Annotated in this window: 24 protein-coding genes, 1 pseudogene and 1 riboswitch; of the genes and pseudogenes, 13 read left to right on the top strand and 12 right to left on the bottom strand. The window is 67.0% G+C overall.

Going from position 1 to position 24,032, the window contains the following annotated elements; all coding sequences use genetic code 11:
- Window positions 1-245: 245 nt before the first annotated feature.
- A complete protein-coding gene (locus tag AAEX60_RS02320; RefSeq protein ID WP_446721232.1) occupies window positions 246-4,565 on the top strand; it encodes a replicative DNA helicase in 4,320 nt (1,439 codons plus the stop codon).
- A 91-nt stretch (window positions 4,566-4,656) separates the two neighbouring features.
- Window positions 4,657-4,818, top strand: a pseudogene (locus AAEX60_RS02315) (GNAT family N-acetyltransferase); the annotation flags it as partial.
- A 132-nt stretch (window positions 4,819-4,950) separates the two neighbouring features.
- Here the strand turns inward: AAEX60_RS02315 and AAEX60_RS02310 are convergent.
- On the bottom strand, window positions 4,951-5,766 hold the full coding sequence (locus AAEX60_RS02310; protein ID WP_342100876.1) for an SDR family oxidoreductase: 816 nt from the start codon (window positions 5,764-5,766) through the stop codon (window positions 4,951-4,953).
- A gap of 30 nt (window positions 5,767-5,796) precedes the next feature.
- The gene (locus AAEX60_RS02305) at window positions 5,797-6,669 is read right to left on the bottom strand and encodes an aldo/keto reductase (RefSeq protein ID WP_342100874.1); all 873 of its coding nucleotides are present in this window, start codon (window positions 6,667-6,669) and stop codon (window positions 5,797-5,799) included.
- 96 nt (window positions 6,670-6,765) lie between these two features.
- Here AAEX60_RS02305 and AAEX60_RS02300 point away from each other — a divergent pair, with 96 nt between their 5' ends.
- Window positions 6,766-7,614, top strand: a complete 849-nt coding sequence (locus tag AAEX60_RS02300; RefSeq protein WP_342100872.1) for a LysR family transcriptional regulator — start codon at window positions 6,766-6,768, stop codon at window positions 7,612-7,614.
- 29 nt (window positions 7,615-7,643) lie between these two features.
- Window positions 7,644-8,012, top strand: coding sequence for a nuclear transport factor 2 family protein (locus AAEX60_RS02295; protein WP_342100871.1), 369 nt, complete (start codon window positions 7,644-7,646; stop codon window positions 8,010-8,012).
- A 7-nt stretch (window positions 8,013-8,019) separates the two neighbouring features.
- On the opposite strand, the gene AAEX60_RS02290 is transcribed toward AAEX60_RS02295, so the two are convergent.
- Window positions 8,020-8,472 carry a MerR family transcriptional regulator gene (locus AAEX60_RS02290; RefSeq protein ID WP_342100869.1) on the bottom strand — a complete coding sequence of 151 codons (453 nt, stop codon included), beginning with the start codon at window positions 8,470-8,472 and terminating at the stop codon, window positions 8,020-8,022.
- 78 nt (window positions 8,473-8,550) lie between these two features.
- Here AAEX60_RS02290 and AAEX60_RS02285 point away from each other — a divergent pair, with 78 nt between their 5' ends.
- Together AAEX60_RS02285 and AAEX60_RS02280 are read left to right on the top strand one after the other, a co-directional pair.
- Window positions 8,551-9,531, top strand: coding sequence for an alpha/beta hydrolase (locus AAEX60_RS02285; RefSeq protein ID WP_342100868.1), 981 nt, complete (start codon window positions 8,551-8,553; stop codon window positions 9,529-9,531).
- A 19-nt stretch (window positions 9,532-9,550) separates the two neighbouring features.
- Complete coding sequence (locus AAEX60_RS02280; RefSeq protein WP_342100866.1) at window positions 9,551-9,946, top strand: (R)-mandelonitrile lyase; 396 nt, start codon at window positions 9,551-9,553, stop codon at window positions 9,944-9,946.
- A 132-nt stretch (window positions 9,947-10,078) separates the two neighbouring features.
- On the opposite strand, the gene AAEX60_RS02275 is transcribed toward AAEX60_RS02280, so the two are convergent.
- Genes AAEX60_RS02275 through AAEX60_RS02265 form a run of 3 tightly spaced genes read right to left on the bottom strand, consistent with a single transcriptional unit; the run spans window position 10,079 to window position 12,436 of the window.
- Window positions 10,079-10,471 carry a type II toxin-antitoxin system VapC family toxin gene (locus tag AAEX60_RS02275; protein WP_342100865.1) on the bottom strand — a complete coding sequence of 131 codons (393 nt, stop codon included), beginning with the start codon at window positions 10,469-10,471 and terminating at the stop codon, window positions 10,079-10,081.
- Window positions 10,468-10,695, bottom strand: a complete 228-nt coding sequence (locus tag AAEX60_RS02270) for a FitA-like ribbon-helix-helix domain-containing protein (RefSeq protein ID WP_342100863.1) — start codon at window positions 10,693-10,695, stop codon at window positions 10,468-10,470. Before AAEX60_RS02270 ends, AAEX60_RS02275 begins: the two co-directional genes overlap by 4 nt.
- Before the next feature lie 10 nt (window positions 10,696-10,705).
- Window positions 10,706-12,436, bottom strand: coding sequence for a DUF4241 domain-containing protein (locus tag AAEX60_RS02265; protein ID WP_342100861.1), 1,731 nt, complete (start codon window positions 12,434-12,436; stop codon window positions 10,706-10,708).
- Window positions 12,437-12,619: 183 nt separating this feature from the next.
- Here AAEX60_RS02265 and AAEX60_RS02260 point away from each other — a divergent pair, with 183 nt between their 5' ends.
- Window positions 12,620-13,663 carry a LacI family DNA-binding transcriptional regulator gene (locus AAEX60_RS02260; protein WP_342100859.1) on the top strand — a complete coding sequence of 348 codons (1,044 nt, stop codon included), beginning with the start codon at window positions 12,620-12,622 and terminating at the stop codon, window positions 13,661-13,663.
- On the top strand, window positions 13,660-14,967 hold the full coding sequence (locus AAEX60_RS02255; protein WP_342100857.1) for an MATE family efflux transporter: 1,308 nt from the start codon (window positions 13,660-13,662) through the stop codon (window positions 14,965-14,967). Before AAEX60_RS02260 ends, AAEX60_RS02255 begins: the two co-directional genes overlap by 4 nt.
- A gap of 49 nt (window positions 14,968-15,016) precedes the next feature.
- On the opposite strand, the gene AAEX60_RS02250 is transcribed toward AAEX60_RS02255, so the two are convergent.
- The 6 genes from AAEX60_RS02250 to AAEX60_RS02225 form a co-directional block, all read right to left on the bottom strand.
- Window positions 15,017-15,607, bottom strand: a complete 591-nt coding sequence (locus AAEX60_RS02250; protein WP_342100946.1) for a DUF1349 domain-containing protein — start codon at window positions 15,605-15,607, stop codon at window positions 15,017-15,019.
- 5 nt (window positions 15,608-15,612) lie between these two features.
- Complete coding sequence (locus tag AAEX60_RS02245) at window positions 15,613-16,398, bottom strand: SDR family NAD(P)-dependent oxidoreductase (protein WP_342100856.1); 786 nt, start codon at window positions 16,396-16,398, stop codon at window positions 15,613-15,615.
- Window positions 16,399-16,541: 143 nt separating this feature from the next.
- Window positions 16,542-16,754: a type II toxin-antitoxin system Phd/YefM family antitoxin gene (locus tag AAEX60_RS02240; RefSeq protein ID WP_342100855.1), complete on the bottom strand. Its 213-nt coding sequence runs from the start codon at window positions 16,752-16,754 to the stop codon at window positions 16,542-16,544.
- A 70-nt stretch (window positions 16,755-16,824) separates the two neighbouring features.
- Window positions 16,825-17,442, bottom strand: coding sequence for an ABC-2 transporter permease (locus AAEX60_RS02235; protein WP_342100854.1), 618 nt, complete (start codon window positions 17,440-17,442; stop codon window positions 16,825-16,827).
- 40 nt (window positions 17,443-17,482) lie between these two features.
- On the bottom strand, window positions 17,483-18,307 hold the full coding sequence (locus tag AAEX60_RS02230; protein WP_342100852.1) for an ABC transporter ATP-binding protein: 825 nt from the start codon (window positions 18,305-18,307) through the stop codon (window positions 17,483-17,485).
- Window positions 18,304-18,681, bottom strand: a complete 378-nt coding sequence (locus tag AAEX60_RS02225; protein WP_342100851.1) for a GntR family transcriptional regulator — start codon at window positions 18,679-18,681, stop codon at window positions 18,304-18,306. The genes AAEX60_RS02230 and AAEX60_RS02225 overlap by 4 nt, the downstream gene beginning before the upstream one ends.
- Before the next feature lie 114 nt (window positions 18,682-18,795).
- A riboswitch (cobalamin riboswitch) is annotated at window positions 18,796-18,976 on the top strand.
- Window positions 18,977-19,128: 152 nt separating this feature from the next.
- Here AAEX60_RS02225 and AAEX60_RS02220 point away from each other — a divergent pair.
- Genes AAEX60_RS02220 through AAEX60_RS02200 form a run of 5 tightly spaced genes read left to right on the top strand, consistent with a single transcriptional unit; the run spans window position 19,129 to window position 24,007 of the window.
- Complete coding sequence (locus tag AAEX60_RS02220) at window positions 19,129-20,649, top strand: ABC transporter substrate-binding protein (RefSeq protein ID WP_342100850.1); 1,521 nt, start codon at window positions 19,129-19,131, stop codon at window positions 20,647-20,649.
- A complete protein-coding gene (locus tag AAEX60_RS02215; protein ID WP_342100849.1) occupies window positions 20,642-21,589 on the top strand; it encodes an ABC transporter permease in 948 nt (315 codons plus the stop codon). Before AAEX60_RS02220 ends, AAEX60_RS02215 begins: the two co-directional genes overlap by 8 nt.
- Entirely contained in the window at window positions 21,586-22,422 is an 837-nt protein-coding gene (nikC, locus tag AAEX60_RS02210; RefSeq protein ID WP_342100848.1) for a nickel transporter permease, read from the top strand. The genes AAEX60_RS02215 and nikC overlap by 4 nt, the downstream gene beginning before the upstream one ends.
- The gene (locus AAEX60_RS02205; protein ID WP_342100847.1) at window positions 22,419-23,228 is read left to right on the top strand and encodes an ABC transporter ATP-binding protein; all 810 of its coding nucleotides are present in this window, start codon (window positions 22,419-22,421) and stop codon (window positions 23,226-23,228) included. Before nikC ends, AAEX60_RS02205 begins: the two co-directional genes overlap by 4 nt.
- A gap of 2 nt (window positions 23,229-23,230) precedes the next feature.
- Entirely contained in the window at window positions 23,231-24,007 is a 777-nt protein-coding gene (locus tag AAEX60_RS02200; protein WP_342100846.1) for an ABC transporter ATP-binding protein, read from the top strand.
- Window positions 24,008-24,032: the final 25 nt, after the last annotated feature.

Here is a 24,032-nt window from a genome sequence, read left to right as displayed (position 1 = left end):
CACCCAAGTCCCGGTGCCACATTTCGCGTCGGAATTGACTGGCGGCGCATCATCCCCAGTCAGCGCCGGATCCGGCCGCACAATCCACAACCCCCTGTGGACAACGGGTGTGGATGGCGCATCGGCAGACACGTCGTCGGGCATCTGTCAAGCCAGCCCGAGCGCCCCGGTTGTTCATCAAAGTCGCTGTGGGAAATTTGTCGACAGGTCGGGAAAATATTTGAATCACCTAGTCAGGGCCGGTTATGTCGGCCATCCGAGGCGAGCATCCACCGTTCATCCCCAGTTCTCCACAGCGACACCCCGGCGTGTTCCACAAGCATCCCCAGGTTGTCCACATGGCCTGTGGAAAACTCTTGTGGACCGGCTTGTGGGCGACGCCGGACGGGGGTAGGTTGGCCCGGCGCGGCAGTGTCGCGGTGGACGGCTGGAGGGGGCCCCAGATGAGCGAATCGTCGTACGAGGCACCGCCACAGGGCGGCGGGATCGACCGCACGCCCCCGCAGGATCTGGCCGCCGAACAGAGCGTGCTGGGTGCCATGCTGATGAGCAAGGACGCCATCGCCGACGTCGTCGAGGTGTTGAAGGGTCGGGACTTCTACCGGCCCGCGCACGAGCTGATCTATGACGCCATCCTGGACCTGTATGGCCGGGGCGAGCCGGCCGACCCGGTGACCGTCGCCGACGAGCTGGGCAAGCGGGGCGAGATCTCCAAGGTTGGTGGCCACGTCTACCTGGCCGACCTGCTCTCCAGCGTCTCCATTGCCGCCAATGCCGGTTACTACGCGGAGATCGTGCGGGACAAGGCGGTGCTGCGGCGGCTGGTGGAGGCGTCGATCAAGATCGCGCAGATGGGATATCAGGGCCAGGGCGACGTCACCGACATCGTCGACGCGGCCCAGCAGACCATCTACGAGGTCAGCGAGGGCAAGACCAGCGACGACTACAAGCCGCTGAGCATGCTGATCGAACCCGCGATCGACGAGATCGAGTCGATTGCCAACCGTGGTGGCGAGATGAGCGGTGTGCCCACCGGCTTCGCCGAGCTCGACGACCTGACCAACGGCCTGCACGCCGGCCAGATGATCATCATTGCCGCGCGACCTGCGGTGGGCAAGGCCCTGGCACTCGACACCAAGCTGCCCACCCCGACCGGCTGGACCACCATGGGCGAGGTCCAGGTGGGCGACGAGTTGCTGACCGCCGATGGACGCCCAACGCGCGTGGTGGCTGCGACCGAGGTGATGACGGATCGCCCCTGCTACCGGATCACCTTCAGTGACGGCACCCAGATCGTCGCCGACGCGGAGCACGAGTGGCCAGCTGCTCCGCGGGCACTTCGGCGGCAGCCGGAGAGGCGTCCAGATCGTCACCACTACAGTGACGACGGCTTGGCACACCTCGACAGACTCAGGACCATCTCCCTGAGCAAGCGATTCACCATTGATGAGCTCACCTTGGTGTGTGGTTCCGAATTCAAGAATCCGCTGCATGTGGTCGGCAAGCAGGTCGGCACGACGGTCAAGGAGCCGCGGCTCGTCATCGGACCTCGCCGGACCTACATGTGGAACAAGCCAACCTACGACTCTGACGTCATGGTGAACGCTCTGTGGGAACACACTTCGAAGCCGATCAATGGCAGTCAGCGAGCCACACACACGTCTTCCTACACCACTCAGCAACTGGCGCAGCAGGTCCGTCTTGCTGATGGCCGTTGCAACTGGTCCGTCCCGTTGACCAAGCCTTTGGACCTACCCGGGCGCGAACTCTTGGTGGATCCGTATGTCTTGGGCGTCTGGCTTGGTGATGGGCATACGGACAGTGCGAGATTCACGTCGGCAGACCCAGAGATCGCGCGTTTCGTGGCAGAAGCCGGCTACCAGGTGACCTCGCAGGGCAGCTACCTCTACGGTCTGGCTCTCCCCCGCCCGCGGATCATCCAACGGGAATGTGCGGTTTGTGGAGAACCGTTCCTGCCAAAGACCGCTGGGGTCCGCACGTGCGGACGAACGTGCGGAGGGCGCCTGCGCTTCATCGCTGCCCCGGCGCCTGCGCTCTGCAGCATGTGTGGAAAGCCGTTCACCGGCTCCTACACCTGTGCGACATGCCGCAAGTCAAGCTCTTCGGTGCAGGCACAGCTCCGAACTCTCGGGGTCCTGGGCGCCAAGCACATTCCCGCCGACTATCTCCGTGGCTCCTCCGCTCAGCGCCGAGCACTCTTGGCTGGGCTGATGGACACCGACGGCACGGTGCTGCCCTTCGGTAGCTTCCAGCTGGTGCTCACGGACGCGAGGCTTGCCGCAGATGCTTACGAGCTGATCGTCAGCCTTGGGATCCGCTGTGGTCGAACCAGCAAGACCGTCCGCGGGCGCGACGCGGCTCACAGTGTCGCTCATGTGCTCACTTTCACCGCACCCCCGGAGACGTTCAGGCTTGAACGCAAGAGGGCTCGAGCCGAAGAACGTCGCCGAAGCGCAAGGAGTCTGGCAGCTCGTTACGTGACCGATGTCGAAGCCATCGAGAGTGTGCCCGTCCGATGCGTCCAGATTGATGACCCCAGCCACCTGTACTTGGCGTCGGAGTCGATGATCCCGACCCACAACTCCACCCTGGCCCTGGATTTTGCCCGGGCGGCGGCAATCAAACACAAGCTGACAACGGCTTTCTTCTCCCTGGAGATGAGCCAGACCGAGATCGTGATGCGTCTGCTCTCGGCCGAGGCCCAGGTGCCACTGAACCACATCCGTGGCGGCAAGATGACCGAGGAGGACTGGAGCCGGGTGGTGCGCAAGACCGCCCAGGTCTCCGAGGCGCCCTTCTTCATCGACGACTCGCCGAACCTCACGATGATGGAGATCCGCGCCAAGGCCCGTCGCCTGAAGCAGCGGCATGACCTGAAGCTCGTGATCATCGACTACATGCAGCTGATGACCTCGGGCAAGAAGGTGGAGAGCCGCCAGCTGGAGGTCTCCGAGTTCTCCCGCCAGATCAAGCTGCTGGCCAAGGAGCTGCAGATCCCCGTGATCGCGCTCTCCCAGCTGAACCGTGGCCCCGAGCAGCGCACGGACAAGAAGCCGATGCTCTCGGACCTTCGCGAGTCGGGCTGTCTGACCGCGAGCACACGCGTTTTGCGGGCTGACACCGGTGCCGAGATCACCATGGGCGAGCTCCTGGAGTCAGGGGCCCAGAACATCCCTGTGTGGTCGTTGGACGAGCAGCACAAGCTTGTTGCTGCTCCCATGACGCACGCCTTCCCCAGTGGGACCAAGCCGGTCTTCCGGCTGACGCTGACGTCGGGCCGAGTGATCGAGGCGACGGCAAATCATCCCTTCCTGACGTGGGATGGGTGGATGCCGCTGGGAGAACTTGTTCCCGGGGCACGTCTTGCGACCCCCCGACTCGCCCCGGAGCCGCTAGAACCGTCGACAATGGACGAGGACGAGCTCGTCCTGCTGGCTCACCTGATCGGTGACGGCTCCTTCGTGAAGCGCCAACCCATTCGCTACGCCTCGATTGACAAGGCGAACCTCCAGGCCGTCGCGGACGCGGCAGCCCGACGCTTCGGCATCACGGGCGTCCGCGACGAGTATGCGGCCGCCCGGGTGACCACGCTTCGGCTCCCGGCGCCCTTCCGGCTCACCCATGGTCGGCGCAACCCCGTCGCGGTCTGGCTGGACGAGCTGGGACTGTTCGGCCTGCGGAGTCACGAGAAGTTCGTTCCCACTCAGGTCTTCCAGACTCCGAACGCCCAGGTCGCCGCATTCCTGCGGCACCTGTGGGCCACCGATGGATCTGTGCGTTGGGATGACAAGGCTGGCCAAGCACGGATCTACTACGCAACCACCAGCCGTCGACTCGCTGATGACATCGCACGCCTCCTTCTCCGCTTCGGAATCGTGGCCCGTCTCAAGACAGCACGGAAGAGTGGGTATCGCGACGGCTACCACGTGATCATCAATGGCGTTCAGCAACAGAAGGTCTTCTGCGAACGAATTGGGGTACACGGCGTCCGCGGGGCCAAGTGCGATGAGGTCTACCTGGCCTTGGCCAATGTGCGTGCCAATACAAACCTCGACACGGTGCCTCGCGACGTCTGGGAACTCGTGCGTAGTCGACTGACTGATCAGGGGATGACCCATCGCGCCTTCGCCCAGGCAATGGACATCCAATTCTGTGGTTCGACGTTGTGGAAGCACGCTCCGAGCCGAGAGCGTCTCGGCCGGGTGGCCACGCTCCTCGCCGACCCAGTTCTGGATCGGCACGCGACGAGCGACGTCTACTGGGACGCCATCAAGAGCGTCGAGCCCTTGGGAGAGCAACCGGTCTACGACGCGACGGTGCTTGGCACGCACAACTTCATTGCCGACGGCATCATTGTCCACAACAGCTTGGAGCAGGACGCCGACATGGTGATCCTGTTGCACCGCGATGACGTGTACGACAAAGAATCCAGCCGCGCGGGCGAGGCCGACCTGATCGTGGCCAAGCACCGAAATGGCCGCACCGACACCGTGGTGACCGCCTTCCAGGGCCACTACTCGCGTTTCGTGGACATGCAGCACTGACCGGCAGCAGCGGAGAAGAGAGCGCGCTGCTGGCCCGCTGCCGGGGCTGGAGAAGAGGCCGCCGCCACGGGCGAAAAATCGCTCGCCACCAATGGTGGTGGACCGAGCCCACCACGGAGAGGGCGTCGGTACCGCCCTCGTGCAGGCCGTGGAGGACGACGCTCGTCGTCGCGGCGCCACCCTCCTGGAGGTGAAGACGCTGGGCGCCTCGCACCCGGACGTGAACTACGCCCGCACCCGGCACTTCTACGAGCAGAGGGGCTTCCTACCGCTGGAGGAGACCGACCTGTGGGGCGAGCAGAACCCCTGCCTGTTGATGGTGAAGCCGCTGGGACTCCCACCGTCGGGCGGCTCGGACAGGTCAACGTCGTGCCGTCTGCCCGGGTCAGCCGATCCGGCCGGCTCGCATGGCCGCGATGACACCTCCGTCGCAGAGGATGTCCGAGCCGGTGATGAAGGCGCCGCGCTCGTCGAGCAGGAAGGCGGCCAGGTTGCCGATCTCAGCGGGGGTGCCCATCCGCCCCGCCGGTGAGGTCTCGAGCATCAAGCGGTAGCCCTCGGCCTGCGGCCCCTCCATCTCGTGGCGGCCCAGCGGGGTGGAGATGATGCCGGGGCTGAGGCAGTTGACCCGAGCGCGCCGGTCTCCCCAACTGACGGCGGCGGCCTGCACGCGCAGCGCATTGGCGCGTTTGGCGAGGATGTAGGCAGCCCCGGAATCGGAGACCTCCGCCAGGGCCGGGAGCTGCGCCAGTTCATCCGCGGAAGCGAAGGCCAGCTGCCGCTCAAGCTCTGCCGGGAAGCTACCCATGTGGCCCGCCTGACTCGCGATGACGATGCCCGAGCCCCGGTCGCCGATGACCGCCCCGAAGGCCTCCAGGACGTAGACGGTGCCCAGCAGGTCCACCGCCACGATCTGCTGAGGACTGGCCTGGTTGGGTGACACTCCAGCGGCGTGGATCACGCGGGTCACGGCGCCCAGCTCGTCGGCCCTCTGGGCAAGGGTCTCGACCGCGTCGCGATCGGACACGTCGACGGTCTGGGTCTCGACGGTGAAGCCCTCGTTGCGCAGTTCCTCGGCGCGGGCCTGGAGTTGTTCTTCGTCACGGTCGGCGAGCAGCAGGGTGCGGCCGACGGCTGCTTGGCGGGCGATGGCGACGCCGATGCTTCCGGTGCCGATCAGGACGGCGATCTCGTGGGTCATGATGATTCCTTCGTAGGTCTGGGTGCGGTGTCAGTCGTGGATGCGGAAGCCGTTCAGCATCCGAGCGGTGTTCGGATTCGAGTGGTCGACGATCTCCGAGCGCCCCAGGTCCAGGGACCCAATGCGGGACATCTCCTCGCCGGAGAGCTCGAAGCCCCAGACGTCGATGTTGGCGACGATGCGCTCGGAATTGACGGACCTGGGGAGCACGCTGACACCGCGCTGGATGTTCCAGCGCAGTGCCACCTGGGCGGCGGTCGCGTCGTGCGCCTGGCCGATCTCGGTCAGGACTGGATTGGTGAACAGCCCGTGCTGGCCCTCGGCGAAGGGCCCCCAGGCCTGCGGACGGACACCCAGCTCGTCCATCGTCGCCAGAGCGTCGGCCTGCTGGAAGAAGGGGTGCAGCTCCACCTGGTCGACCGCGGGAATGATGCGGGCGTTCAGGCACAGGTCCACCAGGCGTTCCGGATAGAAGTTCGACACCCCGATGGCGCGCACCAGGCCCTCGTCGTTCAACTTCTCCATCGCCCGCCAGGAGCCGTAGTAGTCATTCAGGGGTTGGTGGATCAGGTACAGGTCCAGGTGGTCGAGGCCCAGGTTCTCCAGCGAACGCTCGAAGGCGGCGCGGGCATTGGCCTCGCCGGCATCCTGCACCCACAGTTTGGTGGTGACGAAGATCTCGTCGCGCTGGATGCCGCTGGCGGCGATGGCCCGGCCAACCGCCTCCTCATTGCCGTAGGCGGCGGCGGTGTCGATCAGGCGGTATCCAGCCTCCAGCGCCTCACTGACGACGCGCTCGCACTCGGCGGCATCCGGCACCTGGAAGACGCCGAAGCCAAGCAGGGGCATCTCCACCCCATTGTTGAGGGTGGTCATCCGCTTGTCAGTCTGTTCATCGCTCATGGTCTGCTCCTACGCTCGGTCTCAATGACACCCATGGTGGCTCGCCAATCGCCCCTTGAAAACTGCATCCTGCGCATAAAGGCATAACATGAAGGCATGGTCACCCTGGAGCAGCTGCGCCACTTCCTCGCCGTCGTGGAGTGGGGGACGCTCACCGCTGCGGCCGATGAACTGCACGTCACCCAGCCAGCCCTCTCCCGCTCCATGCAGCGGCTGGAACGTGCCTTCCCGCTGCCACTGTTCGAGCGATCCGCCAACACCCTGATGGTCACCGATGTGGGTCAGACGGTGGCCAAGCACGCCCGCTCGGTACTGGATCAGGTGCAGGCCATGACCGACGAGGTGGCAGCGATCGAACGCCGCCAGCGAACCATCGACGTTGTCTCCTGCGCCCCGATTCCGCTGTGGCGGTTGTTGCCCCGCATCGAGCAGGCTCTTCCCGGAATGACGATCGCGTCCCGCTTGACCGGCGTCGCGGAGGTGGAGCAGGCGCTCGCGTCGGGAGAGGCGCAGCTGGGGATCACCATCACGCCTCCGGCTCGCTCCGAGGCGGGTTTCCGCTGCGGCGCGGAGCATCTGCAACTGTCCGTCCCACCCGCGCACCCGGCGGCCACGCGGAAGGAGCTGTGGCTGCGTGAGCTCGACGGCGAGACCATGTTGCTGCACTCGCAGATCGGCTTCTGGGCGGACCTGGTCCGCGAGCGGATGCCCCGGGCCAACTTCCTGGTGCAGGATCCGCAAGCGCTCGCCACGCTCGTGCGCCAGTCCAGCCTTCCGGTCTTCATCACCGACATCGTCGGAGGCGAGGCGGCCGACGACCACCGCGTCCGCGTGCCGATCAGGGACGCCGAGGCCAACCCCACCTACTGGTGCCATCTTGGACGTGGCCACAATCCTGCGTTGGAAACGCTGGCCGCCTCGATTGGCCGGCGCGGCCTATGGTGACAGTGGAGCCTGACCGGAAGGAGCCCGGGATGACCGAGCCACGCGACGAGATCCTGGACAACTGGAAGCGGCAGCTGGTTGCGATGGACGAGGCCGACACCGAGGCGCTGCGGGAGTGCTTCACCGACGACGCCGTCCTGGTCCACATGACCGGCTACCGCCAGCCGCTGGACGAGTGGCTCGACGGCATCCGTCGGCAGGAATTCGTCTACCACCAGGTCATCGAGAAGGGCGTTGACGTGCACGTCGACGGCAACCGGGCAGAGCTGGCCGGGGACATCATCACAGGCCACCGAGCCGACGGCTGCGGCCAGGCGTGGCCCCTGCACGCGGTTCAGCAGTTCACGCTCGTCGGCGGTGACTGGTTGTGCACCGAGAGTCGCGTGACCCTCGGCTGACAGGAGTTCAGCCGATCTGGCTGCCCAGGTGTTCCTTGGCTGCTCGGTGCTCGGCCGGGAGGTCGTCGGGCCCCAGCTGGCCGACCCCGGCCTCCGTGCCGGCCGCGACGGCCTGTTCGTAGTACCAAGCCTTGTAGTCGAGCACGGCCAGCACCTGTTCCAGCTCGCGCACCTGCTGGCGCACGGCCTCGCGACGCGAGCGGAAGAGCTCCAGGCGCGCGGGCAACGAAGAGTCGCCCTCGGCCACCATGTCCATGAAGTCCTTGATCTGCCGGATCGACAGCCCAGACGCCTTGAGACATTCGATCACCCGGCAGGCCTCGACGTCGCGCTGGGAGAAGAGCCGCCGCCCGCCGGCGCTTCGCTCCACGCTCGGCAGCAGGCCCTCGGCCTCGTAGTAGCGCAGCGTGGAGGTGGCCAGCCCCAGCTGCGTCGCCACCTCACCGATCGTGTGTCCCATCATGACCCCTTGACTTCAAGCTCACTTCAACTTCTAGAGTGCTGACTGTACGGCATCCACCCCTACGCAGGAGCCACCATGAAAACCACCCTCGAACTGACCGCCGACTGGGACAAGACCTTCCCCCGCAGTGAGCAGGTCACCCACGAGAAGGTCACCTTCCACAACCGCTTCGGCATCGACCTGGCCGCCGACCTCTACCGCCCCGTCAACGCCACGGGCCCGCTGCCGGCGCTGGCCGTCAGTGGGCCCTTCGGCGCGGTCAAGGAGCAGGCGTCGGGCCTGTACGCCCAGACCATGGCCGAGCGCGGCTTCCTCACCGTCGCCTTCGACCCGTCCTTCACCGGCGAGAGTGGTGGACAGCCCCGCCGCACCTCCTTGCCGGACATCAACACCGAAGACTTCTCCGCGGCGGTTGACTTCCTGGCCACACGCGATGAGGTGGACGCAGAGCAGATCGGGATCATCGGCATCTGCGGCTGGGGCGGCATCGCCATGAACGCCGCCGCCATCGACCCGCGGATCAAGGCCACCGTCGCGTCCACCCCGTACGTCATGACGCGCGTCGCCACCAAGGGCTACGACGACGTCGACGACTCCGCCGAGAAGCGGATGGAGGCCCGACGGGCCTTGGCCGAGCAGCGCACCGCCGACTACGCCTCCGGGGAGTACCTGCGGGCCGGTGGCGTGGTGGACCCGCTGCCCGAGGGCGCCCCGCAGTTCGTCGTCGACTACCACGACTACTACAAGACGCCGCGTGGTTTCCATGAGCGCTCCGGCAACTCCACCGACGGCTGGAATGCCACGTCCAACCTGTCGTGGATGAACACCAACCTGCTGCAGTTCGCCGACGAGATCGAGAATGCCGTGATGGTGGTCCACGGCGAGAAGGCCCACTCCCGCTACATGGGCGAGGATGCCTTCGAGCTGCTGAAGGGCGACAACAAGGAGCTGGTCATCATTCCCGGGGCCAACCACTGCGACCTCTACGACGGTGGCGAGGACGACGCGATCCCCTTCGACCGGATCGACTCCTTCTTCCGTACCCACCTGGCCTGACACCCCGAAAGGACGCACCATGAAGTTCACCCAGAGCAGCGGCACCAGCGTCCGAGGCCCGGAGGACTGGTTCACCGGCACTGTCTTCATCGACGGTGTCCGCAACCCCGACGACCAGTCCGCCGTCGGCTGCGCCCACGTGCGCTTCACCCCCGGCGCCCGGACCGCCTGGCACACCCACCCCAAGGGCCAGACCCTCTACGTCACCGACGGCATCGGACTGATCGGCACCCGCGAGGGCGTTCGGGAGTTCCGCCCCGGCGACGTGGTCTACATCGAACCCGGGGAGGACCACTGGCACGGCGCCGCCCCCGAGCGCTTCATGAGCCACGTCGCCATCCAGGAGGCCGACGAGAACGGCGAGGTGGTCACCTGGGCCGAGCACGTCACCGACGAGGAGTACGCGGGCCGCTGATCTGGAGGTACATCACTCCCACCCGGACATGCCGGCGACGGTGTTGGCTGAGCGGGTCGGTTGGGACAGGTCGATCACCGGGTTCCGTGAGAACGTCGGCGGGTTCGCCGGGTTGAGCCGGCCAGCCGCAGATCAAGTCGTACCAGACATCAACCTGATGTCTGCGCGGTGACCGCCCGTCCGTAGCTTGCGGTCGCAGGTCACCACGGGTGCCCTCAACGCCTCGGCCAGCGCGAGGTACGAGGCGTCATACGAGGTGAATTGGTGACGCAGTTCCCAGATCCTGCCGCCCAGGGGCTCGAGATCGTAACGTTCGATGCCGAACGACCAGTAGTCGTCCAGCGCCTGCTCCGCTCTTGCTGGGGGGATGGCGCGACCCAGTTCAAGACCTCGCAGCACTGACATCACCTCGACATCGAGAAGGTGCGGAGCATGAAGGTCTCCCTCCAGCAGGCCCAAGAGCTCATCGGATGGTGCGGCCCCGACCAGCGCCTCCACCATGGCCGACGCATCGAGCACGATCACCGACGCGCCGCCTGGACCTCGTCGACGATGCGCTGGGTGGACACGCCCGCGCTGCGATCTCGAGTGCGGAGCCGGGCGGCGATCTCGGCATTGCTGGGCCGGGCCGCAAGGGTGGTCAGCTGGGCATTCACGTAGGCGGACAGGGACTGTCCCTGTGCAGCGGCTCGTGTCTTCAATGTCTCGGCAACCGCTTCGGGAACCTCACGAATATAGAGGGTTGTCATGATCGGAATGCTAGCACTTTGCAAGCGCTTTGGGCTCAACAGAGAGGCACAGATGGGTCGCCACCCACAGCGCCGACGCGACGGCACAGAGCCCCAGCGTCGCCAGGGGTGTGACCGAGCAGAGAAAGGCGGCCACCACGAGGAGCACCTGGGCGACGGCCGTGACCACCGAATGCGCCCGCAGGTTCGGGTAGAGCCGGGCAAGCTGCTGCCTGACGGCCGCGCGGCGCTCCCCGAGCGCCCGCTCAGCAGCCCCCAGTCGCAGGCGATCCCGTACCGTCGCCACCAGCACCACCGCCAGGAATCCCCACGCTGTCCACGGCCAGGACACACTGAGCGGCACCACGACCAGCGCCCCCACCAGCGCCAGGACCAGGGCACGCATGCCCATCAGCTCACGCCGGCTCTCCTCCACGTGCCAGACCAGGGCGTCATGGGGATGCACCCCGTCCACCGTTGGCCAACGCTCACCCAGCTCCTCGCGGAACTCCGGAAAGACACTCAGCGGCTTCAGGGCAAGCCACGCAGGCAGCAAGGCCTGACCCAGCAGGATCGCCGCCCACGCACCCAACTGCGGGCTCCACGGCAACCGCCCCCAAGCGGCCAGATGCAGCAGCGATGAGCCAGCCAGCGCCAAGGGGCCGTGCGCCCAGAGGGGAACATTGGTCCTGGTGCCATCGCGGCTCCCCAGCAGGATGCTCACGGCCATGCCGGCAGCGCCACCGGACAGCAGGTGCAACAGCACCGGAACCGGCCAGAACACCTCCACCAGCAGGATTCCGCCCAGCAGGAAGATCCCGGCGAACCAGAGCATGGTGGAGACGGCGCCGTCGTCCTCCTGTCCGTCGTCACCCCGACGGCGACGGCCCATGGCCAACACCGCGCTCAGCGCGAGTGGCGGCAGGAGGGCAACCCAGGCGAGCCCGCTGCCGGAACGCCCGTGGACGTGCTTCCAGAACACCAGGCCGGGGAGGCAGAACATGGCAAGGAGCAGTACGGCCCCGACGGCGCGCACGGACGCCGAGATGGGGGCGGCCGGCTGTTGCGCGGTGGGCGAGGTGGGGTCGACGTCGTCGAACTCGTCATCCTCGTCCTGCAGTTCCTCGGGCCGGAGGCCGTCGATGACCTCGAAGTCGAGGTGCACCGCGAGCAGGCGTCCGTTGGCGTCGAAGGCGCGCACGACGGCATAGCCCCCGTCGCCCCAGCCGGCGCCGACGCCAACCACGCCTGCGCCGCTGACGTCGTCGATGAATCCGTCCACTGCGGAAACCGATGACTCGGAGAGCTCGAGCCAGCGTTCCGTGGCCTCCTCGTGGTCACGCTCCGACTCGTGGAGAGCCCGGAAGGTGCTGCGCTCCATCATGGCGGCCACCCCGGCATCCACCCCGACGGCCTGTACGTCCCCGTCCTCGTCGAGCAGGGTGTCCAGCCTCGCCGTCGAGGTCCGGACCTCCGCCAGGGGCGCCAGCAACAGACTGAGCGCGGAATTGCGGCAGTGGCTGCCGTCCTGTTCCTCGGAAACATCGGCCACGGTGACGTAGACCTCGTGCTCCCCCGCCGGCATCTCCAGCTCCACCTGCGAATCCATCGTGTAGGGGTCGACGCAGGCCAGCCACCCAGTGCGCAGCTCGAGCGTGCCCATGAGTTCGGTGCGCAGCCGTGCCGGCCCGTCGTCGCCAAGCAGACGGGCGGGGCCTTCACCCAGCGCCCAGCTGGGGCTGCCCGATGTCAGTGTGGTCATGGAACTCCTGTCTGATGCGGACCACGCAGGGTGCCCCGGGGCCGACCATCGACCCTAGTACGGCGCGGTTCCGCTGTTCGACAGGAGATGGGGCCCGAGGACCCCGATTGCCCACTTTAACGTTAAAGAACAGACTGGAGTGAGCGCCCGCACCGGGGCACAGAGCACTGCGGGGAGTCGATCATGGTGACCATGAAGGATGTGGCCCAGGTGATGGGAGTGTCCGTCATGACGGTCTCCAATGCCTTCAACCGCCCCGACCAACTGTCCCCTGACCTGCGCAAACGCATCCTGGAGAGGGCCGAGAGGATGGGCTACGGCGGCCCGAATGCGTCAGCCCGCCAGCTGCGCTCCGGGCGCACCCATGCCTTCGGCGTGATCTTCACCGCCGGCATCGAACATGCCCTCACTGATCCCTACTCGGTGACCTGGCTGGGAGGTCTGTCCTCCGTCCTGGAGCCCGCCGGAGCCAGCCTGCTGCTGCTGGCGATTCCCGACGGTGACCTCGACCCGATCCGTCGGGCCAGCGTCGACGGCTTCGCGGGCGTCTGCGCCACCGGGCCCATGATGGAGGTTGCCAGGCGCCGTGGACTGCGCGTCGTGACCAGTGACCCGATGGAAGCGGACGGCTCATGGGTGGGCATCGACGACCGTCAGGCCGGTCTCGACATCACCGCCCACCTGCGCCACCTCGGACACCGGCGCATCACCATCGTCGCCGATGCCCCCGGCAGCCACGAGCTGAGGCTGCTCAGCACCGCGGACTACCGGGCAGGCCTGCAAGCGCTGGATGACGAGGGGATCTACCCGGTGTGGGGACGCGACCAGGGCGTGCTCGACGGGCTGGACGGGCTGTCCGTCGACGTGGTCACCGTCCCGAGGAATACCCGCCACCATGGACAGCGGGCCGCCTCACGGGTGCTGGACCGTCCAGATCATCCCACCGCGGTGCTGTGCCTGAGCGACATGCTGGCCCTGGGCGTGCTCGACGAGCTGACCGAACGGGGCCTCACCCCCGGCCATGACGTCTCGGTCACCGGCTTCGACGACCTGCCGGACGCCTGCGCTGCGGGCCTGACCACCATCCGGCAGCCGATCCGCGAGAAGGGCCGGCTGCTGGGAGAGTTGCTGCTGCACCCGGACCGCAGCGATCGCCAGATCATCCTCCCCCACGAGCTGGTCGTGCGCTCCAGCACCGGCCCCGCACCCGACGGGGTGATCCCGTGAGGCGCGTCTTCGCGCTGGCGATCCCCATCTCCTTGCAGAGCCTGCTGATGGCGATGCTCTCCCTCACCGACCAACTGATGGTGGGTCAACTCGGCAGCTCGGCAGTCGCCGCCACGGGGATCGGTGCCCAGCTCGGCATGTTGGTCACCGTCGTCGTCACCACCCTGGGAACCGCCTTCAGTGCCTATGCCGCGCAGTACCACGCCACCGGGCGCACCGAACAGTTCAAGGGAACCGTCCTGTTGGCCGCCGCCGCGGCCCTGACCCTCGCCCTGCCAGTGGCCCTGGTCGGCAGCCTCAACCCGCAGGCCGCCATGAGCCCCTTCACCCATGACGCCCAGCTGATCGACGTGAGTTCACCCTTCATCCGCTGTCTGACACTCTCCCTGCTACCAGCCGCCCTCACCATCGTCTGCACGGCCGCCCTGCGCTCCATGGGTCACGTCCGGCTGCCGCTGTACGCGTCGCTGGCGGCGATCGCGGTGAACCTGGGTTTGGACTGGGTGTTGATCTTCGGGCAGTTCGGCGCGCCACGGCTCGGCCTGCTGGGCGCCGGTATTGGCACGCTGTCCGCTCGGTTGCTGGAGCTCGGGCTGGTGATCGCCAGTCTGGTGCGCCTCGTCGGCGGCCATGCAGGCTGGACACTGCTGCCCCGCAGGACCAGCTGCGCCATCGCCGGGACAGCCGTACCGCAAGTGGCCACCGAGCTGCTGTGGGTGCTCAGCGAGAACACCTACACCGGCGTCTACGGCCGGATCGGCACACAGTCGCTGGCCGCGATGGCCCTCACCTATCCCCTGCAGAGCATGATCTTCGGGCTCACCGGTGGCCTGGCGGCAGCCGCCATCCCGATCCTGGGAGAACACCTGGGTCATCAGCGACGCGACGCCGCACTCGCCGACGCCCGGCTCCTGCTGCGGATGGGGATGGGTGGTGCGATTCTCATCGGCGCGGGACTGTTCGCCCTCGCACCCCACTACGTCGGCCTCTACTCCGTCGATGGCGCGACGGCCATGCAGGCCACGGCAGTACTGCGGATCCTGGCCTTCTATCTGGTGGTGAAGGTGTCCAATCAGGTCATCTCGGGCGGCATCCTGCCGGCGGGTGGGGACAGCCGCTTCCAGCTGCTCAGCGAAAGCCTCGCCACGTGGCTCGTCGGGGTGCCCCTCGCCCTCGCCAGCGCCTTCCTTCTTCACCTCCCCTTGCCCTGGGTCTATGGGCTGCTCAGCCTGGAGGAGGTGGCGCGCTTCGTCATCGTCCGGCACCGCGTCGGCTCCGGGAAGTGGATGCGGATCAGCGCCTGATTCCCCGTGGCTCTACGCTCGCGCCATGGCAATGACTGCCTTCCCGACCTCAGGTTTCCGGGTGCAGGCTGGCATCGGCCGAGGTCAGACGCCAGGAGACGAAGCGCACGGTCAGTCCGGCGCGAGTCGGTGCGCAGCAGAACGGGCCCGCCGTCACGTCCGCGTCCGGGTCCAGGGGAGAGACCCGGACCATCCGCCAGTCCTCACCGTCCACGCGGGCGCGGATGGTCAACGCGTCGCCCGTGCGACTGCCGCGGATGGTGACATCCCGGCCTGACCATTCGGGCACCGGCGCCAGCGACCAGTCGGACATGCCGCGGGTGACCACCGCACCCAGGCCCTCGACGCCGTCGCTGAATTCGACGCCGGCCTTGGTCCAGGTCTCGGCATCCACCCGGACGAACAGCCCCGCCTGGTCGAACTGTTCGGCGAAGTCCAACCGGAAGGTGACCTCCATGGCGGCACCCTGCGGGAGCTCGGTCAGCAGGCCATGCTCGGTGTCATGCACGAAGCCGTAGGACGTCGTCCGCCAGGCGTCGCTGCCCTCGACGGCGGTCACCAGCAGCGACGAGCCGTCGCGCTGAACATCAGCCGGCTCATTGGTCCACGCCCCCGTCGACCAGTCCACGATGCGATCCATCTCAGTCACTTCTCGACTCCTTTCACATCCGGGCGGCTGGCCCTGGCGAACTTCTCGGCCTTCACCGGGTCGCTCAAGGTGCGGTTCAGTGCGGCGTCGTCCTTGGTGGCCTGGTCCCCGCCGATCACGTGGTCCTCGCCGGCGAACAGCGCATCCAGCCCCTGACGGGCCACCAGCGCCGGATCGTTCTTCCAGTCGTTCGAGCCGAACAAGGTGTTGTCCATGCCGGCCGTGTGGTGGAATTCGGTCGCGGTGGCCCCCGGCAGCAGCGCCGTGACGCCGACGCCGTGCACCTTCATCTCCTCGCGCAGCCCCTCGGCGAAGCTCAGCATGAAGCTGCGGGTGGGGCCGTAGATGGACTCATACGGCGTCGGGGTCAGCGCCGAGCACGACGTCGTGATCAGGATCCGGCCCGCCTTGCGCCCGGCCATGTGCCGCACGACATGCTTGGCCAACCGCACCTGCCCGGTGACGTTGAGGGCGAGCATCTGCAACTCGTCGTCCAGATCGGTGTCCAGGAAGGCCCCACCCAGGCTCTTGCCCGCATTCAGGCAGGCGACGTTGAGCGGACGCCCGAGCCCCGCCACGGCGGCCCAGACCTGCTCGATCCCCTCGGCGGAAGCCAGATCCGCCTGCACCGGGAAGACCTCCACGCCACTGATCCGCTCACCGAGCTGGTTGATCCGCTCACTGGCGCCCACACCGACGATGTCGTAGCCGCGCTCCGCGAGTTGCGAGGCCAGCTGGAATCCGATGCCGGCGGAGGCGCCGGTGACGAGTGCAAGAGTCATGAAAACCACGGTAGCCGAGCGCCCCCGCGCGGCGGGTCTAGTCTGGCGAGGTAGGCTGCGCAGCAGTGGCGCGAGCGGCGACGTGGGCCATCCAGGAGGCCGACGAGAACGGCGAGTACGCGGCCCGCTGATCCGGAGGGACGTCACTCCCAAGCGGCCAACTCATCATCCGGCAGCGGCGCGTCGAAGTCGTCCGAGACGTGGAAGTCCAGCTGGCCAAAGCGGCGTGACACCGCAGGAACGAGCCGGGCAATGGGCCGCTGGCCACGCACAATGACCGCTTCCTGCCCAGCCTCCACCTCCTCCAGGATGCTCGACAGACGCGTCGTGGCCATCTGGACCGTGTACGTGGGCATGACACCAGTCTCCCTGCTCATGGCCAGATTCGTCGCCCTCTGACCGCCCCGCAGGGTCACGCCGCGGGGCTCAGTGGTCCTGGCGTTGGTAGATCCTGGTTGAGATGGGCAGCGAGATGGCCAGCACCGCCAGCCCCGCGGCAAAGGCCGCCAGTGCCCACCAGTCGGCGATTTCGAGCGCCTGCGGGCCAAGGGCCTTGATGACAGCCGCGGTGAGGCCCATGCCCACTGCCGCAATCACCCCCAGGACAAGAACACCCCGGCTAGTGCCCCACTTCACGATGCAGGGGATCATCAGCGCGAGCATTGTCAGCACCCCGCCGAGCCCCGCGAACCATCCGAAGACTTGAGGAGAGTCGACCCCCAAGGCAGGTGCGGCGAGGTGCACCACCCACGCGACCAGCCAGGGCAGGAAGGTCACGGCTGCAGCCACCAGCACGAACAGGTAGTGGCCGCGCATCACGTCGGCCCGTCGGGCGGGCAGTGCGCCGAGGAACTGGGTCAACTCGCCCTGCTCGATGGTCGCGAACAGGTTCATCACCGCCATGACCGCGAAGACCGTGACGAAGGGGAGGAAGAAGCTGGTGTTTCCGGCCGCCAGCCCCAGCGTCGAGATCCCCAGGATGATGCCGAGCGCCCGGAACGCCGGCCTCATGATGCGTAGGTCCAGGACGAGGAACTTGATCATGGACGAGCCTTTCTGCTTGCGGGAAGGGTCTGCAGAAAAGTCACGCATGTCGCCCCTCCTTGGCCAGGGCGATCACGACCTGCTCCACGCTGGGCGCTTCGCTCAGCACACCATCCGGCAGCGCGACGGTGTCCTCGGTGCGCATGAGGCCGTCCCAGCCGGCGTCGTGCTGGCGAGCACCAAGCACCAACTGCTGAACCGGGGCGAGGGAATCACGCCCTCCCTTGACCAGTCGGAAGCCGTCGATCACCTCCTGCAGCGGACCACCGGCCACCAGCCGGCCAGCGCTCATCACGGCCAGATGATCGGCGATCTTCTCGATGTCGCTGGTGATGTGGGAGCTGAACAGGACGGTGTGGTTCTCGTCGGTCATGTACTCGGCGATCATGTCGATCAGTTCGCTGCGGGCCAGCGGGTCCAGACCGCTGGTGGGCTCGTCGAAGAGCAGCAGCTCGGCGTCGTGGGCCATGGCGATGGCCAGTTGCAGCTTCATCCCCATGCCGCGCGAGAGGTTGTGGACCCGCTTGTCCATCTCCAGGCCACCCCAGCCCGCGATCCGCTGGAAGGTGGCGTCGCTCCAGTTCGGGTAGAAGGGCTTCAACGCGGGCGCAATCTCGCGGAGCCGCCAGTTGCGGGGCAGGCTCGGGACGTCGAAGACGACGCCGACGCGCTCGCGGTCGATCAGCTGGCTGCTGCCCGACGTGGGGTGCACCAGCCCCAGGGCGATCTTGAGCAGGGTGGTCTTGCCGGCCCCATTGGCACCAACCAGGCCGGTCACGTAGCCGCGGGGCAACTCGAAGGTGATGGGCCCCAGCGAGAAGCCGGGGAAGTCCTTGGTGATGGCGTGCATCACGAGTGGGTTCATGATTCCTCCGTGAGAAGGGCGTCGAGCACCTGATGGAGCTCGGTGGGGGTCAGGGACGCGAGCCGTGCCGCCGCGATGGCCTTGCCGAGGTGGGCCTCGACGTCACGCAGCACCTGCTCGCGGACCAGTTCGGAGTCGCGGGGCAGGACGAAACTGCCCTTTCCCGGGACATTGGTGACGAAACCCTCGGCGGCCAGATCGCTGAACGCGCGGGTGGTCGTGATCACACTGACCTGCAGGTCGCGCGCCAGCCCACGGATGCTGGGCAGGGCGTCGCCTTCCGCGAGTTCCCCGCGCAGGATCGCGGCCTTGATCTGGGCCTTGATCTGCTCATAGATCGGCACGCCGCTGGTGTTCGAGAGCACAATGTCCATGGATCCCCCCTACTGTCTATATTCACTATAGACAGTAGGTACGATCAGTTCAAGGGCGGCGTCACCACATCTGCTTCCATGACCGACGCCGAGTTGGCTCTCCCCGTTGCTACGCTGCGCCACGTACACGTAGGTGCCCGTCAGGGCCCAACAGAGAAGCCGGTGTGATTCCGGCGCGGTCTCGCCACTGTGACAGGGAGGCCGCACTCACGATGCCACTGGCCCTTCGGGGCTGGGAAGGCGAGTGCGGCCAATGAACTGGAGCCAGGAGAACTGCCTGCGTGTTCGTTCAGGAATCCACGCAGATGGAGGGAACGAGAATGGGCGCACACCCGTGCCCGCTGCGAGCCACTGTTGGCCGGTCATCGGTCAGCCCTGTGGCCGAGTTCTGCTGCCTGGATTCTCTTCCGGGTGCCCCGGCATCCACGACACTGGAGAGAAACCACCATGAAGAAGACCCTCGTCGCCCTCGCGACAGCCGCCGTTGCCCTGACTGGATGCGGCATCCAGGATGACTCAGCATCGACGGGAGCCGCGCACACGCTGCGCCTGGTGACCGTCTACCCGGCCAACACCACCGACCCGCACATGGTGCAGACGGCCTTCATCCTCAATTCCGGCACCGTCGAGACGCTGGTCAAGCTGGACATCAAGACCGGTACCCTGAGTCCCGGTCTGGCCACGGCGTGGACCCAGAAGGGCAATACCTGGCAGCTCACCATCCGCGACGGGGTCACCTTCCACAACGGCAAGGCGTTGACCGCGCAGGTGGTGCAGCAGAACATCGAGCGGGCCATCAGCAAGAACCCCGGAGTCAAGGCGCTGCTGCCCATCGCGTCGATGAAGGCCGACGGTCAGACCCTGACGATCACCACCACCAAGCCCTATGCGGGCCTGATGAGCGAGTTCGTCCATTTCAACACCGCCATCATCGACCCCGAAGCCGGCATCGAGAAGCCCATCGGAACCGGCCCCTTCAAGTTCGACAGCTTCACGACCACCGGGGCGGCCGAACTGAGCCGCTTCGACGGCTACTGGGATGGCAGGGCCAGGCTGGAGCGGGCCACGATGACCGCGAACCAGGACGCGAATGCCCGGCTACTGGCGCTGCAGTCCGGCGAGGCCGACGTGATCTACCGGCCCTCCACCGAGACCCTTGACGGACTGAAGAAGGACGACCGGTACACCGTCGAGACCCGGACGGGAACCCGGGTCTACCACCTGCTGTTCAACTTCAAGGGCCCCCAGGCCGAACTCTGGGGGAAGCAGGACTTCCGTCAGGGAATCGACGCACTGCTGGACCGGCGGGCCATCGCCAAGACCGTGATGAGCGGCTACGGCGAGGCCACCGACAATCCCTTCGCCGGCAAGACCGCCGTTTCTCCCGGGCAGGTGACCCGGCCGTCCGGCAAGGAGGCGGCCCTCAGGTACTTCCAACGGGCCGGGCTGGAGGTCAGCAACGGAAAGGTGACCAGCAAGGGCAAGCCCCTCACCATGAACATCGTCACCTATGTGGCGCGGCCCGAGCTGCCCCAGATCGCCCAGGTGATGGAGAACTCCGCCAGCCAGGTCGGGATCACCTTCAAGATCGTCACCGCTGACAACATCGACGAGCACCTGACCAGCAAGGAATGGGATGTTGCCACCTATTCGGCCAATACCGTGACCCGCGGCGACGGGTCCTATTTCATCCACGGTTCACTCACCCCCGGCGGCGCACAGAACCACGGGCAGCTGGACGACCCCGCCCTGAACAAGCTGATCGATCGGTTCAACAGTGCGCCGGATGCCACCCAACGGGCCAGCGTGGCCAGACAGCTGGGGGTCACGGTCCGCGACCGCCAGCTCAACAGCTACCTGGTGGCACCGATGGAGACCGCCGCCTTCGCCAAGGGCGTCACGGGCTGGCAGACCCCCAGCAATGAGTTCGAGTACCCGATGATCACCAAGGACCTCGACCGTGGCTGACCCCCTGGTCCGGCTGCTGCGGCACACGGCCGGGATCGGATTCAGCATCTGGTTCCTCACCGTGGTGAGTTTCCTGGTGGTGGCCCTGGCACCCGGTGACGCCGCACTGTCGGTGCTGAGGGTGGACACCATCGCCCACAGCCAGGCCGAGATTGCTGCCTATCGCGCCCAGCTGGGGCTGGACGATCCGCTGCTGGTGCGGTACTGGCGTTATCTGTCGGGACTGCTGCGCGGGGACCTCGGGATGTCGGTGATGACCGGTCAGACGGTGGCGCACGAGTTGGGCGAGGCCCTGCCCGCAACCGCCCTGCTGGCACTGTCCTCCATCACCGTGACCCTGGTCCTGGTGGTTACCCTTGGAACCCTGGCCGCCACCCATCCCGACACATGGATCGATCGGCTGGTGTCCGCGGGGTGCTACCTGGGGGCCTCCATGCCCACCTTCTGGCTGGGACTGCTGCTGATCCAGTGGTTTGCGGTGGACCTGCGGTTGTTGCCGGCCTCGGGCTGGCGCGGTGGAGCCGGGCTGGTGCTGCCCTGCGCGGCCCTGGCCGTGGCGATCGCCCCGCCCTTCATCAAGCTCTTCCGCAACTCCTTCCAGGAGACCCAGCATCGGGATTTCGTCCGTTCGGCCCGCGCCCGGGGAGTTCCCGAGCGGGTGTTGCGTCGAGCGCACGTGCTGCGGGCCAGCCTGATTCCCGTCGTCACGATGATGGGCGTCAGCCTGGGCAGTCTGCTCTCGGGTTCCGTGGTGGTGGAGGCCGTCTTCGGGCTGCCCGGGGTGGGCAAGCTGGCCGTCGAGGCGGTCACCCGTCGCGACTATGCGGTGATCCAGGGCTTCATCCTGGTGATCGGGATCGCCATCATCGGGATCAACCTGCTGGTTGACCTGAGCTACCGCTGGATCAGCCCGGAAGTCCGGCTGAAAGGGACACGATGAATCGCACCGTCAACCGCAATACCGTGACCCTGGCCACCGCCACCGTGCTGCTCCTGTTGCTCGGGCTGGCTGGCCCGTGGCTGGCCCCGCACGATCCGCTGCAGGTGGATCTCACGCAGGCCTTGCTGCCAAGCAGTTGGCAGCACCTTGCCGGAACCGACCAACTCGGCCGCGACATCTGGTCCCGAATCCTCACCGGTGGCCGCACCACGGTCGGGATCTCCATGCTGGCGCTGGCGCTCTCGGCCGGGATCGGCGTACCGCTCGGTCTCTACTCGGGCTACCTGGGCGGCGGACTCGACTGGGCCCTGATGCGGCTCTGCGACGCCTTCATGGCGCTGCCTGAGTACGTGGTGGCCATCGTGCTGACCGGCCTGCTGGGCCCGGGCGTGTTCAACCTGGTCCTCGCGATCGTGGTGGTCAAGTGGATCGGCTACACCCGGCTGGTGCGCAGCATCGTCGTGGAGGAGAAGACCCGGGACTACTTCATGTCGGCCAGGATCAGTGGCGCACGGACCGCACGGATCATCCGCCGGCACCTGGTCCCCCACGTGATCGGGCCCGTGCTCAGCCTGGCGACGCTCGACATCGGCAAGATCGTGTTGCTGGTGGCCTCCTTGTCCTTCCTGGGGCTGGGTGTGCCCCAACCCTCCCCGGAATGGGGCGCCATGCTGAATGAGGGGCGCGCCTACTTCGGCCGGACCTCGTTGTTGATGTTCGCCCCGGGGCTGGCGATCTTCGTCGTGGTCCTGCTGACCAGCCTGGCCGGCGACGCGCTGGCCAAGCAGTACTCCACCGACCCCACCCGGATCACGACGGGAGCCGCCAGATGACCCTGCAGATCGAGGACCTGAGGGTCACGGCACCCCACGGGTTGGAGCTGGTGCACGGAATCGACGTCGAGGTGCAGCCCGGCGAATGGTTCGCACTGGGGGGCGAGAGCGGCTCCGGCAAGAGCGTGACCGCCCACGCCATCGGAGACCTGCTGCCGGTTGGCCTGACGCGCACGGCCCGAACGCTCCGGCTGGGTCAGCACGACCTGCTGACCCAGGGACGACGGCAGATGCGCCGGATCCGGGGCACGGAGATCTGCTACGTCTTCCAGAACTATGCCGGTGCCTTCTCCCCCTACCACCGGATCGGTGCCCACATGACGGAGGCCCTGGGGGCACACGGGACGACGAACAGTTCGGCGTACCACAGCACCATCCTGACCGCGCTGGAGGAGGTGGGCTTGGACCCGGAGGCCACGGCCAACCGATACCCCTTCCAGCTCAGCGGTGGCCAGCTGCAGCGGGTGGTGCTGGCGACGGCCGTCATGGCGCGACCGCGGCTGTTGATCGCCGACGAACCCACCACGGCCCTCGACGCCGTTACCCAGGCAGATGTGCTGGCCAGGATCGACCAGCTCCGGGCCAGCACGGGCTGCGCGGTGCTGTTCATCACCCATGACCTGCGCTGCGTCCGGACCCATGCCGACCGGATGGCGGTGCTGCGCCACGGCGAAATCGTGGAACAGGGCACCGTTGCCGAGATCACGGCCCGGCCCAGTCATCCCTACACCCGCGGCCTGCTCGCGGCGCTGCCACCGATCGATCGGGACCTCGACCGGCTGCCAGTCACCCAGCAGGGAGCGTGAGCATGTCATCGACCACACCGGCCCTGCTGGCCCAGGGCATCACCAAGACCTATCTGGGCGGGCTGCGCGCCGTCAGTGGCGTCGACCTGGCCATCGAACGAGGGCAGTGTCTGGCGCTGGTGGGCCAGAGCGGCTCCGGCAAGAGCACCCTGGCCCGCTGCCTGCTGGGCGTCGAGCCCATGGACTCCGGCCGAGTCTGGCTGGGCGACGACGAACTGACCGCCCTCAAGGGGAGGCCCTACCGTCACAGGCGGGCACGGATCCAGGCGGTCTTCCAGAGCGCCACCGACTCCTTCAACGCCCGGCTGCCACTGCTCACCTCAGTGCTGGAACCGCTAGACTGCCAGCCGGAGGTGCTGCGCCGGCGCGTCGCCGAGGCCGGCGGTCGTCGCCAGTTGGCGGAACAGCTGTTCGAGCGGGTGGAACTGCCCACCACCCTGCTGGACCGGATGCCCGGCCGGGTTTCCGGCGGCCAGCTGCAGCGGGCCGCGATTGCCCGGGCCCTGAGCATCGAGCCGGAGCTGATCGTGCTGGACGAACCCACCGCCAGTCTGGACGTCTCCCTCCAGGCCCGGATCCTGAACCTTCTCAAGGACCTGCAGGAGGATCTGCAGGTCTCGATGCTGTTCATCACCCATGACTTGGCGGCGGCACGATTCGTCGCCGACCAGATCGTCGTGATGCGCCACGGCCAGTTCATCGACGAGTTCCCCGCGCAGGACCTCTGCGCGGAGCAGCGAGATCCGTACACCCGGGAATTGGTCAGCCTGTTCAGTTGACCCACGTCAAGCATGGAAGAAAGAT

Source organism: Luteococcus sp. H101, assembly GCF_038433155.1.
Classification (GTDB): Bacteria; Actinomycetota; Actinomycetes; order Propionibacteriales; family Propionibacteriaceae; genus Luteococcus.
This window is presented reverse-complemented; position numbering and strand designations above follow the sequence as displayed.